This window comes from Amniculibacterium aquaticum (genome assembly GCF_003852705.1).
Lineage (GTDB): Bacteria > Bacteroidota > Bacteroidia > Flavobacteriales > Weeksellaceae > Amniculibacterium > Amniculibacterium aquaticum.
In genome coordinates, this window is sequence record NZ_REFA01000003.1 from 87,376 (window position 1) to 100,801 (window position 13,426).

15 protein-coding genes are annotated in these 13,426 nt (G+C 34.3%); 2 read left to right on the forward strand and 13 right to left on the reverse strand.

Annotation, left to right across the window (positions count from 1 at the left end):
• Position 1: 1 nt before the first annotated feature.
• From EIY84_RS02385 to EIY84_RS02445, 13 genes are all read right to left on the reverse strand, one after another.
• A complete protein-coding gene (locus EIY84_RS02385) occupies positions 2-2,353 on the reverse strand; it encodes a type I restriction-modification system subunit M (protein WP_124640127.1) in 2,352 nt (783 codons plus the stop codon).
• Between the two features lie 24 nt (positions 2,354-2,377).
• The gene (locus EIY84_RS02390) at positions 2,378-2,575 is read right to left on the reverse strand and encodes a helix-turn-helix transcriptional regulator (protein WP_124640129.1); all 198 of its coding nucleotides are present in this window, start codon (positions 2,573-2,575) and stop codon (positions 2,378-2,380) included.
• A 158-nt stretch (positions 2,576-2,733) separates the two neighbouring features.
• Entirely contained in the window at positions 2,734-3,330 is a 597-nt protein-coding gene (locus tag EIY84_RS02395; protein WP_124640131.1) for a hypothetical protein, read from the reverse strand.
• A 4-nt stretch (positions 3,331-3,334) separates the two neighbouring features.
• Positions 3,335-4,255, reverse strand: a complete 921-nt coding sequence (locus EIY84_RS02400) for a relaxase/mobilization nuclease domain-containing protein (protein ID WP_124640137.1) — start codon at positions 4,253-4,255, stop codon at positions 3,335-3,337.
• On the reverse strand, positions 4,248-4,697 hold the full coding sequence (locus tag EIY84_RS02405) for a plasmid mobilization protein (protein WP_124640139.1): 450 nt from the start codon (positions 4,695-4,697) through the stop codon (positions 4,248-4,250). The genes EIY84_RS02400 and EIY84_RS02405 overlap by 8 nt, the downstream gene beginning before the upstream one ends.
• 123 nt (positions 4,698-4,820) lie before the next feature.
• Positions 4,821-5,690, reverse strand: a complete 870-nt coding sequence (locus EIY84_RS02410; protein ID WP_124640141.1) for a toprim domain-containing protein — start codon at positions 5,688-5,690, stop codon at positions 4,821-4,823.
• Between the two features lie 246 nt (positions 5,691-5,936).
• Positions 5,937-7,106 carry a VapE domain-containing protein gene (locus EIY84_RS02415; protein ID WP_124640143.1) on the reverse strand — a complete coding sequence of 390 codons (1,170 nt, stop codon included), beginning with the start codon at positions 7,104-7,106 and terminating at the stop codon, positions 5,937-5,939.
• 5 nt (positions 7,107-7,111) lie between these two features.
• Entirely contained in the window at positions 7,112-7,450 is a 339-nt protein-coding gene (locus EIY84_RS02420; RefSeq protein ID WP_124640145.1) for a helix-turn-helix domain-containing protein, read from the reverse strand.
• Between the two features lie 128 nt (positions 7,451-7,578).
• Positions 7,579-8,394, reverse strand: a complete 816-nt coding sequence (locus EIY84_RS02425) for a hypothetical protein (RefSeq protein ID WP_124640147.1) — start codon at positions 8,392-8,394, stop codon at positions 7,579-7,581.
• Positions 8,391-9,647, reverse strand: coding sequence for a site-specific integrase (locus EIY84_RS02430; protein ID WP_124640149.1), 1,257 nt, complete (start codon positions 9,645-9,647; stop codon positions 8,391-8,393). The genes EIY84_RS02425 and EIY84_RS02430 overlap by 4 nt, the downstream gene beginning before the upstream one ends.
• Complete coding sequence (locus EIY84_RS02435) at positions 9,644-10,213, reverse strand: helix-turn-helix domain-containing protein (protein ID WP_124640152.1); 570 nt, start codon at positions 10,211-10,213, stop codon at positions 9,644-9,646. The genes EIY84_RS02430 and EIY84_RS02435 overlap by 4 nt, the downstream gene beginning before the upstream one ends.
• A 229-nt stretch (positions 10,214-10,442) precedes the next feature.
• Positions 10,443-12,326, reverse strand: a complete 1,884-nt coding sequence (gene dnaK, locus EIY84_RS02440) for a molecular chaperone DnaK (RefSeq protein ID WP_124640154.1) — start codon at positions 12,324-12,326, stop codon at positions 10,443-10,445.
• Positions 12,327-12,344: 18 nt separating this feature from the next.
• Positions 12,345-12,626, reverse strand: a complete 282-nt coding sequence (locus tag EIY84_RS02445) for a hypothetical protein (RefSeq protein WP_124640155.1) — start codon at positions 12,624-12,626, stop codon at positions 12,345-12,347.
• A gap of 129 nt (positions 12,627-12,755) precedes the next feature.
• On the opposite strand from EIY84_RS02445, the gene EIY84_RS02450 reads away from it, so the two are divergent.
• Together EIY84_RS02450 and EIY84_RS02455 are read left to right on the forward strand one after the other, a co-directional pair.
• Positions 12,756-13,064, forward strand: coding sequence for a DUF2752 domain-containing protein (locus EIY84_RS02450; protein WP_241154719.1), 309 nt, complete (start codon positions 12,756-12,758; stop codon positions 13,062-13,064).
• A 22-nt stretch (positions 13,065-13,086) separates the two neighbouring features.
• Positions 13,087-13,416 (forward strand): CCC motif membrane protein, encoded by a 330-nt coding sequence (locus EIY84_RS02455; protein WP_187477590.1) that lies wholly within the window; start codon positions 13,087-13,089, stop codon positions 13,414-13,416.
• Positions 13,417-13,426 lie beyond the last annotated feature (10 nt).

The following is a 13,426-nucleotide window of genomic DNA, read 5'->3' on the forward strand; positions in this document are numbered from 1 at the left end:
GCTAAAAATTTAAGATTTCTGCCAACATTCCATCACCTTCTTTTTCCAGTGCCAAAATATCCTGGGTTACTTCTTCTAAAGAACGCAATGGGGCAGGCTTGTAAAAATATTTGTTGAAGCTTAGCTCATAGCCAATCTTTACGCTGTCTAGTGCCATCCAGCTTTCTTCGGCATACGGTTTTACTTCTTTCAAATAATATTCCTGTATATTGTCTTTCAGCGGGATGCTTTCGCTGTCACGCAGGTCGCTTTCGGTTTCGTAAATGATGTATTCACCTTTCTTTTCGGCAGGGAAATAACCATAATACGGCAAATTTTTTTCGGTACAGCCCAAAAAAGCCAATAAATCCTCTAGCTTTTGTCCGCTGAATTTTTCAGTTTTCTTGATGACTTTCTCTGCGGTTTCATCATACCAGCTCACGGCATCGAGGATCTGTTTCTTTTCAGAAGCCGAGAGTTTGGTTTTATCCTGTTTCAACACTTCCTCTACTTTCGCAGTGAAACTATTGAAGTTGGTAAACTCGTCTGTTCCCAACACTTCCATCAGGCGCACCGCAGTCTGGTACAGTTCTTCCTGCTTTTGCCAGGTTTCTTTTTTCAGAAAAGCGGTCAGTTGTTTGGCGTTGATATTCAGTTCGTGTTTGTCGATATAGTCGGAAATGGCTTTTTTGTGAGCTTCCAAACCGCTGTACACTTCCATTCCGTACTGCTCAAAAAGATAGTGTGAAAACTCGGGTTGTGCTTTATCCCATTTCAACACTTCAATTTTCTCTTTTGTAAACTGGGCTTTCAGTCGCTTCGGTCTTTCGATATTGATTTTATAATATCCAAAATCTGCATTGTCAAAAACTTTACTTGCCAGTTTTTGTTCTCCCTCTTTCTCCATTTCACTCAACCCCAGATAGCAATTCACAATTTCGCTGATGTGTGTTTTGCTGAGTTCGCAGTTTTTATTCCCCAAATTCTTGCGCAGTTTCTGGTACATTTCACTGGCATCTATCAGCTGAACTTTTCCTTTTCGTTGCGCAGGTTTATTGTTGGTTAAAATCCAGATATAGGTGGTAATTCCCGTATTGTAAAAAATATTGTTCGGCAACTGGATGATCACATCCAGCAAATCGTTTTCAATAATGTAGCGTCTGATATTGCTCTCGCCACCGCCGGCATCACCTGTAAAAAGGCTCGAACCGTTGTGTACCGAAGCAATGCGGCTTCCGATTTTATTTTTATCGGTCAGGGCTTTCATCTTGTCCACCATTTCCATCAGAAACAGCAACTGCCCGTCGCTGGAACGCGGTACGGCATCCACATCTTCTTCTTCGCCCCAATAGTTTTTAAGTTTAATTTTAAAACGGTTGTCGATGACGTCTTTTCCGTCTTTGATGTATTTCTGCTCACTCGCCCAGCTCTTTCCATACGGCGGATTAGACAACATAAAGTCGAACTTTGTTCCGGCAAATTCATCGGTAGAAAGTGTAGAACCCACCTTGATATGTTCAGGGTCTTTACCCTTGATCATCATATCCGATTTACAGATGGCGTAGGTTTCATCATTCACTTCCTTCCCAAACATATAGACAGAAGTGTTGGTCGCTTTGATTTCGCCCTCTGGGTCTGTAATGAAATTTTCAGATTCAGTCAGCATTCCCCCCGTTCCGCAAGCAGGATCATAAATGGTAATCACCGAAGGAATTTGATTTTTAATCGGTTCAAAAACCATGTGCGTCATCAAATCGATTACTTCTCTTGGCGTGTAGTGTTCTCCGGCTTCCTCATTATTCTCTTCATTGAATTTACGGATCAGCTCTTCAAACACATAACCCATTCCCAAATTAGTCAAAGCAGGCAGTTTTCTACCGCTGGAATCCAGTTTTTCAAAAGGCGTCAGATTAATATCCGGTGAGGTAAATTTTTCCAGCACATCCAGCAACACATCTTTGTTTGCCATGTGTTTGATCTGTGCCCTGAGGTTAAACATTTTGATGATTTCCTGAACATTGTCGCTAAATCCATTCAGATAGTCATTGAAATTTCCCAGAAGAATTTGGGAGCTATTGGTAGCGTTGGTATGGAGGCTTTGCAATGTCCATTCGCTGGTATTGTAGAATACATATTTAGAAGCGGCGGTCATTCCTTTATCGTCCCATTCGGTAAACTTCATCGTATTTTTCTGAAAATCTACTTCTTCTAAAACCCTTTCTTTAGTAGGTTCAAGCAAAGCGTCCAATCTTCTCAATACCACCATGGGCAGGATAACATCTCTGTATTTTCCACGCACATAAACATCTCTAAGACAATCATCGGCGATGCTCCAGATAAAGGAGATTAATTTATTATGTACAGTTTGATTCATTTCTTATTTTTAAATCTTTTTTAATTATTTGGTTGCGTTAATAAGCTGTCGCACATCTACATCCAGCAGTTTGGCAATGGCTAAAAACATCTCCATCGAGGGTTGGATTTCATTGGTTACCCAGCGAGAGATTGTAACTTCGCTTTTGCCTAATTGTTCTGCTAACCACTTATTGGTTTTATCTTTCTCGGCAAGAACGACTTTTAGCCTATTTATCTTCATGAACTGTTATTTGATTAACACAAGGTGTTAAATATAAGAATAAAATTTTGAGTTTTGCAAGTATTCTGTTTCATTAAATATAATGTAAAATTGCAAAGCAAAAAGAAGCCGTCCGATAAGATCAGCTTCTTTTAAAATCAACATAATTTGATAGATGATTATCTACTCTCAAAACCTTCTTTAAACCTCATGAAATCTTGAGATTCTTTAGGATTTTTTTGTATCCATTTATTCATAATGATGGTATTGTGTTTCAGTTGTTCTAACTCTGAAGTTTTATAAATCGTATTTCCATCATTCTTGATTTCGTTCAAAATTTCGAGTCGGATTTCGCTTTTGGTTCTTACGCTTTCCGAATACCAGTCCTTGGCAAGTTTTCCAATAGAGAAAATTGAAAGTATTGCAAGTAACAAAATACCCATGCTTCCGAAAAATAAATATTTAACGGTTTTGGATTTCTTTTCAAATGCATTAAGTTGATTTATAGAATCTTCAGAAAACTTAACTTCAATCGATTTTGGAATTTTTTCTAAGAATTGATTTCTTTCTAGCGTTTCTTTTTCAATAGTTTTGTTTAATACTGAAATTGAGTAGTCTAATCCTCGTATCGAGGATTGTGTTTCCCCAAATATATTCAATAAATTTTCAAGGGCAAATTCTAATTTTATACCTTGTTCAATGTTTCTTACATTGGATTCAACAACTTGTTTAAGTAGCTCTAAACCATTGTCTTTCGGAGTGTTATTATTTTCCATATTTTTAAATTTTTCTTCTTTTTTTCTTTTTAAATAATTCAGGATCAGGTGCTGTGAAGCTTGGTTTCATAATTTCATGAGCAATAGTACTCAGCTGATTTAAAATTGGTGTGATATTACTTTTCTCGTTATTCTCAAATTTTTGGGAATCTGGATTTTGAGAAAATTCACTTTTAAAAATTTCTTTTTCTTGATTTGCATTGAGCATGTTTTTAATATCCGTAATCTTTAATTTATTCGTGATTTCAGAAAGTTTATAACCCGACGAATATTGTCGAGCCGTCTCATTATTAATATCATCATTTCGGACTATTCGCATTCCTGAAACTCCAACTTTTACATTTTGTGAAAGTATAACACGATAATTTAAATCATTCATTTTCTGAATGAGTTCATCGAAATTTTTTGCCGTTTTAAGACAGGATTTCAAATCTTTCAGCATTTGATTTTTCTTTTCAATACCAATTTCAATATCCGTTTTCAGATTCATTTCTTTACAAACTTCACGAACGGCTTTTCCGAAAGTCTCACCTATTTTATGCGCTTTTATGGTGTTTTTTCCATGGATATTAATTCTATTAACAACAAAATGAATGTGCTTTTGCTTGGTAGAAGAATGAATATCTAATCTAATTTGATTTTGTTCGGTTACACCCACTTTTTTCAATGCTTTCAAAGTTAATTTCACCAAATCTTCATTTGATAATTGATCGCCAATTGATTTTTCCGGAGAAATATATCCTGTAAAAGCCCATTTTTTAACATTAGAATTTCTATCGGCAATCGTCTTCATTTCCAGAAATTGCTTTTCGGGAGCTTCATTCAGTAGATTCTGGCTGAAAACCATTTCGGCTTTTCCTTTGTCATTTCCGTTGTATTCCAAAGCGATTTTTGAAATTCTTCTTGTGGTTGCAGAGTTATTCATTTTGAAGCTTTTTTTGATAGAGATAGTTTTTAATTAAGCCTAAAACCAATTCTATTTCGGTTAAAATTTCCTTTTTATTTTCAAAGGCAGTCCATTCTGCATTTCTCAAAAGATTTCGGATTTTGAGAAAATTATCTCCATATTTCAATAGAATTTCATCGGTTTTAAATTCATTAACTTTCAATTCTTTTTCTGTAAAAATCAATCTCAAATATTTTGAAAAACCAAGGTTAAATTTTTCTGATTCGTTTTTGATTTCTTCAAATTCTTTCTCGGTAAATCGCACCGAAACTACCTTAGAAAATTGCTGAGAAGTTTTCTTTTTTAGTCCACCTTTTCTTCCTAATTCTTGGAAGTATTTTCGCTTTTTTTGTTCTGCTTTTTTCTGTTCTTCCTCTTTAGAAATTTGTTGAACAAATGCTTTTAAAAAATCATTTTCCATCTGATTTATATTTTAATTTATTGGTTTTAGAATCTGTTTTTGACGATAGGAAAAAACCAAAAAGTCCAGAGTTTTTAATCAGCGGATACGCTTATTGTAAACTTTGGGTACTTTTTGCACTCACTATCTGCCGAATTTTCGCACTCGCTTCTCAATAGTTTCATGGCTCATTAAAAACTCATTCAAATCTTTATGGCTTTTGTAGAGTAATCGCTCGTCCGAAATATTTTTATCAAGCTTAATTAACTGTTCGGTTGCTGAATTTCCTGCTTTATCGTTATCAAAATAAAGTTCAATTTTTTGATAATTTTTAAGTTCACTTTTAACTTTGAAAAGCATAGAAACCGAATTTAAAATCAGATAATCTGAAGGTTCTTTTTCGAGTGAGTTTTCTAAAATTTTGAATGATAAATAATCCGTGAATCCTTCAAAAATTCTCAAAGTATTGAAGTTATTTCCAATGGTGGTGGTGTCTTTTTTTCCAAGACATATTTTAATCCATGGATTCCTTATTTCATATCCTTCGGAATCGTTTTTAAATCCAATTCCAAAATAGTTTTTTCCGTTCAGTTCATAATGGATTTCTTGAAGTGTAGATTTCATAGAACCAAGTTTTCTTGACTTTAAATAACTTATCAAACTAGGATGCTCGACTTCATTGATTTTAAAAATATGATAACTTGACTTTGAATGGTTGTTTTTAGTTTCTTGTTGTGTTGTAATGGAATAATTAAATCGCTTCAGATACTCCAAAGCTTCAGAAACTGTACATTTTTTGATGGCTTGAACCAAAGAAACATTATCATATTGTTTCCCAGTTCCAAAATCAAAAGCGGTATTTTTTTCATAATTAACGGAAAGACTAGGTGTTCTTTCCTCACGGTCAAAAGCAAAATAAAAGGCTGATTTTAAATTTTCTTTGCTTGGAAAAAGAGAAAAACTTTCCAGAATTTCTCTGATTTTAATATTCTGAGTTGCTGTTTTACAGTTCATTTTTTTATGTTTTTAAAGTTTTATAAATTTTTACCGAATTTGCCTACCTGCTTACCAAAGCCTTTGCTAGAAGTGGTTTTGATTGAATTTTAGCAGTCACCTTTCTTTACCTAATTACCTTTCATTATTTTAAAAAGGTAACTTAGGTAAGAAGATTTTTTAGGTTACCTACTTAGAAAAACCTTTATTGATGGTGATTTCAAAAGATTTTAGGTAAGTTGGTAATTGAGGTAAGTCGTTTTGTAACTATTCGTTTTTTGATTCTTCAATTTTTCGTTTGATGAGATAGCCATAAACTTGTCTTTTGGAGTGTTTAATCCGATCATATTTTAGATTGGTTAGTGCTTTCCCGATTTTCACGATGTTTAACCGAACTCCTAAGGCATTATTCATCACCAACATAATATCGGTTGCGGTAAGAAAATCGTTTTTGTTTTCTGATTTTTCGAAATGACTAAGGATTATTTCCTGCTCCAAACTAACTTGTTTGAATTTCTCATTTCGCTTTTCGTTCTCCAAAATATCTTCGGCAGTGAGTTCAGGATTGTAATTTTTTCTTTCAAAAGCATTGAAATACGCCTGAGCCCAAACTTGGTTGATGTTGATTTCTTTAGAATAATTGAAATCGATTTCTAATACTTCAAAAATTTGCCATCGTACACTTCCTGTTTCATCCGTCAGAAAATCAGAACGATTGGTTGAACCACAAAATGAAGCGGTTCTGTGCATTAATGAAGATTTTCTGTCATAAGGTAATCTCGCATTGATGGTATTTTTTGAAATAAAAGATTTCAGCGTATTCACATCAATTTTTGACATTACCGAAAGCTCATCTATATTGATAATCAGAGATTTACAAAGTGAAATCAATCCATCTTTATCAATCCCAATATCTTCGGTATAGTATTTTTCTAATTCAGTTGGAATCAAGAATCTCAAAAAGCTGGTTTTACCTGAATTTTGTTTGGTATTGAAAAGTACTAAGCATTGTTTATTAACATAGCCTTTCTTCAAAGAACATAAAACGGCTCTTGTCAACCATTTTTCAAAATACTTAATGAAAGATTGATCGTCAGTTGTTTTTACAAATCCTGAAAATTTTTGAATGTGATTTTTACCGTCCCACTTTTGCAGATTTTCAAAGTAATTTTGAATAGGATTGTATTTTTCTATCAAATGACTTTTCAGTAAAATTTCCAATTTATTCAAAGTGACATTAACCCCCGATTGAATCAGCTCGATAAACAAGGAATTGATGTTCAGTTCGTCCCAATCTTCGTTTTTAGTTCGGATTTCAAATTCTAAAGCAATTTCATTATACCGGACTTGATATTTTTGGTTCAGATAATTGATAACTTTATCAAAGACTGTGACCGAACCAGAATCTGTCTGATATCGTTTTTGTGGCAAGTCCATACGAATTATTTTAGATTCTTATAATTCGTCCTTGCCTCAGCTTCTATTTCTTGCAGGGTTTTCTTTTTACCTTTAGAAATCCATTCTAAAAGTTCATCTTCAAAAAAATAGAGTTTCTTTCCGTTTTTGTAACATGGGATTTTTCTTTCTCGAACAAGTGTATAAATAGTCGGTTTTGCTTTACCTATAATTTTACAGGCTTCGGAAATGTCAATAGGGATTTTCTTGGTAGGAATTGCGGGAGCTTGCTTTTGCTCTACAATAGATTTGATTTCGGCAATTTCATTTACCAAATGTGCGACTGCTTTTGGCAGGTTTTCAAAGTTGATTTCTTGTGCATCCATAAGTATCGTTTATGATTGTTATGGTGCAATGATAATTTATGTTCTGTGTATGTTTTTTTTATGATAAAGAATATTTAAATCATATTAATATCATAAGAGGTTTTCTGCTCAATACTTATTGGATTTTTTTATTGAAGTAATTCTTTTTCAATTTTAATTAATCCTTCCTGACCTTTATTAGTTAGTAATTTTTCTATTACTGATTCTTCCATATTCTCGAAATTTTTCGAAAAAACAGTTTTCAAAAATTTGGCAACATCCTTTCTTTTATTATCGCCTCTATAAAGATCCCATACATTCCAACCAAAATGCATTAAATCTATGGTACGTAATTTTTGTATCTTTATCGAATCTATATCCTCAATTTTACTATCCTTAAGGAAATTTACAAGATAGGTACAAAGTCTAAAAATTTCTTCATTACAAGCGTACGGTGCAAATTTTTGTTTTGTGTATTGGTCAATAAAATCTAACTTTTCCTGAAGAATTTTTTCGTTTTCAAATTTCGCTTGAATTCTTATTTTTTCAATATCAGAAAGTTCAACTGGCTTTTCAGCTTCCTCTAATGTATTTGATATTTCTTTTTTATCTTCTAAGGTTGGTTTCTCTTCGATAATATTTTGAGGTTTTGCATTCAATTCCGAATTCTCCGTCGAATTAGCTTTTTGAGTATTCATTAAATCGGCTTCTTGTTTTTCAACATTATTCTGATTATATAATTTATTTTTTATTTGTTTGAATATTTCTATAAGAGAAATACTCAAAGAAACAAAAGCCAAATACAATAAAATGAATACTAAATTGATAACCCAAAAAATACTATTTGCAGTAAATTCATCTACTCCCTTTTCAAGTACTATCAACCTTACTCCTAAACCTGTAATTACTCCACCAATAATAATAGCAAGATTTTGAATTAAAATATCTCGATAATTCTGTTTCATTTTTGATTTTTAAAAAGTGTTTTTAATTGTATTGCTTCTGCTGCTTTATTTTTCTTTTCATCAATTACTTTGGCGTAAACTTGAGTTGTTTTTACATTCGTATGACCAAGCATTTTACTTACCGTGTAAATGTCCGTTCCGTTGGATAATTGTAAAGTTGCAAAGGTGTGACGAAAACAATGGAAAGTAATATTTTTCTGGATTCCTGCTTTTGCTACCCAAGTTTTTAATGGTCGATTGATCCAAGATGGATCTGTTAAGTTTTCAAAAACTAAATCATTGGGCGACTTCGGATCTCCACAAATCTCTAAAGCTTGCAGAGAAATTGGCATATATTCTACACCTTTTGTCTTTTTTTGTGTGAAATTTATTCTTGGCTGATTGCTTTCAATATTTATTTCATTCCATCTCAATTTCTGAATATCAGAATGTCGCAATCCTGTTAATGCTGAAAAAAGTGCGGCACGTTTCAGTACATCGTTTTCGCAAGGTGTTTCCACTAAAGTATTCAATTCTTCAATAGTTAAATATTCTCTTCTTGTTTCTGCTTGAGGAATACTTTTTATTTTTGAAGAGATATCTGTGGTAAAATAACCATCGATAAAAGCTTGTTTCAGTGCTGCTTTGAAAACAGAAAAATAAGTTGAAGCTGTATTTTGTGAAAGTATTCCATTTTTATTTCCTCCTCTTTCAGCAGTCAGTAGAAACGATTTAAAATCCTCACAAAATTTCAAATTAATCTGAGAAAATTCTATATTTTCATCAGCAAAACTCTTCAAAAACTCTATGGATCTTTCCCAGTTTGTGATAATGGAAATCGAACTATTCTTGTGTCGCTTTTTAATTAAAGCTTCAAAATATTTCACAAAATTTTCTTGAGACTTTTCTTTTTGTTCCGCCTGAATGCTATCCAGTTCGCTGTATAGATCAATATTATCATATTCTTTCTGTCGTAATTTTCTTACGGCATCAGCATACAACATGGTTTCCATATCATTATCGCTTTTGCAAATAATGATTCCATTGTCATTCCTTTTTGGTTTATAAGAAACAGAAGTTTCTGTAGTTCTTGCTACTCTTTTTTTATCGAAAACAACTGTAGCAACACTTCTGTTAAGATATTCTCTAAGTCGCTGAGGCGATTTCTTTCCGCTAACCTGAACCGGATAACTTTCCAAATAAATGTACCATTCCTTTCTATCTTCTGCTTTTCGAAGCCGAACCGTGACTTTTGTTTTGGTTAATTCTTTCATTTGTTAGCAAATATTTTATCGATAAGTTTTTTAGGGACATATACGAAGCTTCCAACTTTCCTTTTGGGAATATTATTTTTCTTAATAATGCTACTCACAGTTGAAGCATTAGTATTAAACTTCTTAGAAACTTCAGAAAGTGTATAACAATCCTCAATTTTGTAATCATTTTTAACTACTTCTTCCTCAGAAGATTTAACTACCAATACTCTGCTAAACATTTCTTCTAAATCAGTTTTGCTAACACGAGTGAGCCTTTCTCCAAAATTATATGCAGATATTCTCTTGCTTTTTATTAATCTATGAACAGTATCCTTCGACATCCCAAAAAGTTGAGCTGCCTCCTTTACTGTAATATAAGGTCGGGTTTGAATATCTATAATCTTAGCTTTATAAATCTCTAATAAAGTTTGCCTTTCCTCTGCTTCCTTTGTTAATTGTTTCTGTTTTTTCGCAGATTTATTTGCGCAATAAGTACTACAAAAACGTGTAGTAACGGTTTTTGCTTCAAACGGTTTTTCACAAAGTTCGCAAACTTTCGGAATTTTCAATTTACTAAAACCCATTATAAAATATTTTTATGATTTATAGACTATTAAAAGTGATTAAGACTATTTAAGACACTATAAGACGCAGATTAACATCATTTAAAACGCGGTACAAATATGATACAAAAATAAGCTAAAAATCAATGAAAAACAAGTACAAACAAAATATTGAAAAAACAAAAAAACCGCTGTAAATATTAGATTTACAGCGATTTGTCTATTTTTATTGATCGTTTACAATGAGTACTTACTTCACTTCTTCAAAGTCGGCATCTTGTACATTGTCTCCTGCGTTAGCGTGAGTCTGTTCTCCTCCACCTTGAGTTTGTTGACCTTGAGCGTACATTTCTTCAGAAGCAGCCATCCATGCAGCATCCAAAGCTTCTGTTTTCGTTTTGATGGCTTCCATATTTTTAGCCTCAAAAGCAGTTTTCAATTCTGCGTGTGCAGTTTCTATAGCCGCTTTTTTGTCCGCAGAAAGTTTGTCACCAAATTCTTTCAATTGCTTTTCGGTTTGGAAGATCAAACCGTCTGCTTTGTTGATAAGATCTGCCTCTTCTTTTCTTTTTTCATCGGAAGCAGCATTTTCCTGAGCCTCTTTTTTCATTCTTTCAATTTCTGCATCGGACAATCCTGAAGAAGCTTGAATTTTGATGGATTGCTCTTTTCCTGTACCTTTATCTTTTGCAGAAACGCTAAGGATACCGTTGGCGTCAATATCGAAAGTTACCTCGATTTGCGGCACACCTCTTGGTGCAGGTGGGATATCGGTAAGGTCGAATTTTCCAATTTCTTTGTTGTCGTTGAACATGGGTCTTTCTCCTTGTCCTACACGGATGCTTACTGCAGGTTGGTTGTCAGAAGCAGTAGAGAAAGTTTCGGATTTTCTGGTTGGGATGGTGGTGTTGGCATCAATCAGTTTTGTGAAAACAGATCCCATGGTTTCAATACCCAAAGAAAGCGGAGTTACATCCAATAACAATACATCTTTCACATCTCCGGTAAGTACACCTCCTTGGATAGCAGCTCCTACAGCAACCACTTCGTCCGGGTTAACTCCTTTTGATGGTTTTTTTCCGAAGAATTTTTCTACCTCCTCTTGGATGATTGGGATTCTTGTAGAACCACCTACCAAGATTACCTCATCAATATCCGAAGTGGACAAACCTGCGTCTTGAAGCGCTTTCTTACAAGGTTCCATAGATCTTCTTACCAAGTCTGCAGACAACTGCTCGAATTTTGCTTTGGTCAAAGTTTTCACCAAGTGTTTAGGTCCTGTTGCTGTCGCAGTGATGTACGGCAAGTTAATTTCTGTTTGAGAAGACGCAGAAAGTTCAATTTTTGCTTTTTCAGCAGCTTCTTTCAATCTTTGAAGAGCGATAGCATCGGTTTTAAGATCAACACCTTCCTCAGCTTTAAATTCGTCTGCCATCCAATTGATGATGACATCATCAAAATCATCTCCACCAAGGTGTGTATCTCCATTGGTTGAAAGCACTTCGAAAACTCCATCTCCTAAATCCAAGATAGAAATATCAAAAGTACCACCACCCAAGTCATAAACAGCAATTTTTTGATCCTTGTGGTTTTTATCCATACCATAAGCCAAAGCAGCAGCAGTAGGCTCATTGATGATTCTCTCAACCTTCAAACCGGCAATCTCACCAGCTTCCTTGGTCGCTTGTCTTTGTGCATCGTTAAAGTAAGCCGGAACAGTAATTACCGCTCTTGTTACTTCTTGACCCAAATAATCTTCAGCCGTTTTCTTCATTTTCTGAAGGATCATCGCTGAAATTTCTTGTGGCGAATATTCTCTACCGTCAATTTTTACTTTTACCGTATCGTTAGGTCCAGACACCACTTCGTAAGGCACTCTTCCCACTTCTTTAGCATCGTCTTTAAAATGCGTACCGATAAATCTTTTGATGGAGTACACCGTATTTTTAGGGTTGGTTACCGCCTGTCTTTTAGCTGGATCTCCCACTTTTCTTTCTCCATCTTGCGTAAATGCTACGATGGACGGAGTGGTTCTTTTTCCTTCAGCATTAGGGATAACAACAGGGTCTTTACCTTCCATTACAGAAACACAAGAGTTGGTTGTTCCTAAGTCAATTCCAATTATTTTACTCATAATATTATTTATTTTTTTTTAAAATTTTTCGTTGCGATGCTTGTCTTTTTTCCAATTCTGTACCAAATTCGGAAATGTGACAAAATGACACGCAAGCATATGTTTATGCTCCTCCCTTTTGCCATTAACATCATCAGAAACCTTTACATGAGGATGTTTTATCACAAAATTGTCTTGGTAAGTTTCAGAAGCCCATTCTTTATATATGGCAATTTTTTGCTCTCCATCGCTTTTCCCACCGCCAGCAAAAACCGGGCTTTCCGTTGCAATCTTTTTTTGCCAACACGCTTTCCAAAGCAAAAAAAAGGATTTCCACTGCAATCCCTATCGCATAAAAAACCAAAAAAAAACAGATCAGTTGAATTGAGAATCGACAACCTGCTATTTTCGGTAAAACCTAAACAGACTCTTACACGAATAAGAAAAAATATGTATCATTGTAAAAGCTTATTTTTTATGAATTTAGAAGATTTCATGTTGTCCTGTCCTTCCAAAAGCATTCTGGGAATAGAATGTTTAGGTTGTGGCACTCAAAGGGCCTTGCTTCTTCTGTTTCAGGGTAAGTTTTCGCAAGCCTTTCAGATGTATCCACCGATATATACCTGGCTGATCTTTTTGGGCATCCTAACCGCAAGTGTCATTGACAAGAAAAGAAGTTACTCCACTTTGACAAAAGGATTTGCCATTGTACATGCCCTTGTTATGGTGGTTGCATACGGTGTTAAACATCAATTTTAAACAAATCAAAAAAAACAAAACCATGATTAAACAAAAATTACCACACGAACAAACGGTTTTTATCCTTGGCATCGTGTCCATCGTAGGCAGCTGCTGTTGTTTTGGACCGGTTGCAGCAATTTTCGGAATTGTAGGACTGTCTTTTTACAACAAAGACAAAGTCTTGTACCAGTCCAATCCGGAAAAATATGGAGAAAGTTTCAACAAAATGAACACCGGCAAACTGCTTAATATCATAGGCATTGTGTTGGGTGCACTAGCAACACTTTATTTTATTTTCCAAATACTAACCCTTGGTTGGGACGGATATTTGGAGCAAATACGAGAAGCTCAGAAAATAATGGGTCAATAATTATTTTTAG

Coding starts and splice junctions, on each gene's coding strand:
- EIY84_RS02420 (WP_124640145.1), bottom strand. CDS start 7,450: ATGGATGCACAAGAAATCAACTTTGAAAACCTGCCAAAAGCAGTCGCA.
- EIY84_RS02425 (WP_124640147.1), bottom strand. CDS start 8,394: ATGAAACAGAATTATCGAGATATTTTAATTCAAAATCTTGCTATTATT.
- EIY84_RS02415 (WP_124640143.1), bottom strand. CDS start 7,106: ATGGACTTGCCACAAAAACGATATCAGACAGATTCTGGTTCGGTCACA.
- EIY84_RS02410 (WP_124640141.1), bottom strand. CDS start 5,690: ATGAACTGTAAAACAGCAACTCAGAATATTAAAATCAGAGAAATTCTG.
- EIY84_RS02455 (WP_187477590.1), top strand. CDS start 13,087: ATGATTAAACAAAAATTACCACACGAACAAACGGTTTTTATCCTTGGC.
- EIY84_RS02400 (WP_124640137.1), bottom strand. CDS start 4,255: ATGAATAACTCTGCAACCACAAGAAGAATTTCAAAAATCGCTTTGGAA.
- EIY84_RS02395 (WP_124640131.1), bottom strand. CDS start 3,330: ATGGAAAATAATAACACTCCGAAAGACAATGGTTTAGAGCTACTTAAA.
- EIY84_RS02390 (WP_124640129.1), bottom strand. CDS start 2,575: ATGAAGATAAATAGGCTAAAAGTCGTTCTTGCCGAGAAAGATAAAACC.
- EIY84_RS02435 (WP_124640152.1), bottom strand. CDS start 10,213: ATGGGTTTTAGTAAATTGAAAATTCCGAAAGTTTGCGAACTTTGTGAA.
- EIY84_RS02430 (WP_124640149.1), bottom strand. CDS start 9,647: ATGAAAGAATTAACCAAAACAAAAGTCACGGTTCGGCTTCGAAAAGCA.
- dnaK (WP_124640154.1), bottom strand. CDS start 12,326: ATGAGTAAAATAATTGGAATTGACTTAGGAACAACCAACTCTTGTGTT.
- EIY84_RS02405 (WP_124640139.1), bottom strand. CDS start 4,697: ATGGAAAATGATTTTTTAAAAGCATTTGTTCAACAAATTTCTAAAGAG.
- EIY84_RS02385 (WP_124640127.1), bottom strand. CDS start 2,353: ATGAATCAAACTGTACATAATAAATTAATCTCCTTTATCTGGAGCATC.
- EIY84_RS02450 (WP_241154719.1), top strand. CDS start 12,756: ATGTATCATTGTAAAAGCTTATTTTTTATGAATTTAGAAGATTTCATG.